Source organism: Staphylococcus sp. GDX7P312P (assembly GCF_008385775.1).
Taxonomy (GTDB): domain Bacteria; phylum Bacillota; class Bacilli; order Staphylococcales; family Staphylococcaceae; genus Staphylococcus; species Staphylococcus haemolyticus.
The window spans coordinates 1-2,201 of the sequence record NZ_VUKI01000039.1 but is presented as its reverse complement, the minus strand read 5'-3'; the positions used below and the strand labels follow the sequence as shown (position 1 = coordinate 2,201).

The 2,201-nt window shown below is 30.0% G+C and carries 2 protein-coding genes; one reads left to right on the top strand and one right to left on the bottom strand.

The features are described from left to right. Positions 1–402: 402 nt before the first annotated feature. Complete coding sequence (locus F1592_RS10680) at positions 403–1,407, bottom strand: protein rep (protein ID WP_077917489.1); 1,005 nt, start codon at positions 1,405–1,407, stop codon at positions 403–405. A 218-nt stretch (positions 1,408–1,625) separates the two neighbouring features. Between F1592_RS10680 and lnu(A) the strand changes: the two genes are divergently transcribed. Next, on the top strand, positions 1,626–2,111 hold the full coding sequence (gene lnu(A) / locus F1592_RS10675; protein WP_001829870.1) for a lincosamide nucleotidyltransferase Lnu(A): 486 nt from the start codon (positions 1,626–1,628) through the stop codon (positions 2,109–2,111). The last annotated feature ends 90 nt before the right edge of the window (positions 2,112–2,201 follow it).

The window sequence follows — 2,201 nt, the reverse complement described above, 5'->3', positions numbered from 1 at the left end:
GTAGATTTATAGCCCATAACTTTTTTGAATTCAATCGACGATACGTCTTCGATATAAAAATAAACATACCGTACGAAAGAATAAAGCTATCTCATTTTTGGTGTATCTTTTATTTTTTATGCCTTTATTTTGAATTTTAAGGGGGCATTTTAAAGAATTAGGGGTAAATCATATAGTTTTATACCAAAAAACTTATATACCCTCTTAAAACGCAAATATGAGCCAAATAAATATATCTTAATTTCACAAACTAAAATTCGAGCAAATCCAGTGTTGATTTTTTAAGACACTGCCCATTTACATGCAAACTTAAAAGTTGGCATGAAAAGTGGTCAACCATGCCGGTTGAACGCTATAGTTCCCGCAGGGGCAAAAATACATAAAAAAACGCTAGCTTTTAAGCTAACGTTTCAAATTTTTTAAATAATAATTTTGTTTTTCAAAATTCCAAATTGCCGTAATCGAATGTGCTTTTTCTTCTTCGTCTGTTGTTTTATCTTCGTCACTTGTATTAATCAAATTACCATCTTCGGCATCATCTAAATTTAAAATCTTATGTTTTTGTTTAAGTAATCCACCATAACTCAACATACGCTTTCGGTATAAACCTTTTTCTAAATCATTCACGATTTCTTGATTTCTTTCATCATCATCAGTTAAAAAATCAGATGACTTAACCGAATATTTAGAGGTTTCTTTAATAGCTGCTTGAATATCTTTATCGCCTTTTTGATTTGGTTTGATCGCTTTAATATTTGCTACGGGTCGATAATCAACTTGTAATGCTTTTTGCCATAAACTAACCCATTCTTCTTGAGTTATATAATTAGCTTTATTCTTAAAATAACTATTTTCAACACTTAACAAAACATGCATATGTTGATTATAACTGCCGTCATTTTTATTAACTGTTACTTCTGTTGAACGCATAAAACCAATTAAATTTTTACTAACTTTTTTATATTTAAATAATCTTCTAAATGATTCAGTTAAGTGTTTCAAACTTTGTTCTAAAGTATCCCCATCTATAGCATTTTTTGTTGAAAGTGTTAGAAATAACCAACGTGCTTTCGGTTTTTCCTTAACCACTTCTTCAATCACTCTTTGAGCTTGATAACTATTTTTCATAGCACGCCTCCAATTACAAACTGGACATAATTTTGATTTACAAAACCATGTCTTATGTAACTTCAAATAACCTTCATCAGTCGGCTTGAACTCTAAGACGTTACCACATTGTTTTACGTTAAAAGCCTTTTTAATTTTTAAAATTTCCAGTATGTCTGCATAACTTACATTATCAATTTTCTTTTCTCTCCATGGGCGTTGCTTCCCACTTTTCGTCATATCTTTTAATGTTTCGTTATCTTGATTTTCGTCAATATATTTAGTAGTATTATATTGCATATAAAAAGCCCCCAGTTTTATTTAAGATTCGACACCTTAATAATATAACTGGGGTTTTTTCATGTCAAATTTTCTTTTCAACTCCAAAAATACATAAAAACACTGTCATATCAACGACAAATCATGTTTTTAAAAAGGAACGTTATTTCTATATAGTATCAAGACAAGAAGAAACTCGTTTTCAACTCGTTTCAAATTCCCAAGTTAGGAGGGATAAAATGAAAAATAATAATGTAACAGAAAAAGATTTATTTTATATTTTAGATTTATTTGAACACATGAAAGTAACTTATTGGTTAGATGGTGGCTGGGGGGTAGATGTATTAACTGGAAAACAACAAAGAGAACACAGAGATATAGATATAGATTTTGACGCTCAACACACTCAAAAAGTTATACAAAAATTAGAAGATATCGGATACAAAATAGAAGTTGATTGGATGCCTTCACGCATGGAACTTAAGCATGAAGAATATGGGTATTTAGATATTCATCCTATAAATCTAAATGATGATGGATCAATTACCCAAGCAAACCCAGAAGGTGGTAATTATGTTTTCCAAAATGACTGGTTTTCAGAAACTAATTACAAAGGTCGAAAAATACCATGTATTTCAAAAGAAGCTCAACTTCTTTTTCATTCTGGTTATGATTTAACAGAAAAAGACCATTTTGATATAAAAAATTTAAAATCAATAACATAATTGCTTTATTCCAATTTCTTTATTGACGTTGAGCCTCGTAACCCTTAACAATCCCAAAACTTGTCTAATGGTCGGCTTAATAGCTCACGC

Excerpts from the sequence above, each read along its gene's own strand:
- F1592_RS10680 (WP_077917489.1), bottom strand. The coding sequence starts at position 1,407 with ATGCAATATAATACTACTAAATATATTGACGAAAATCAAGATAACGAA.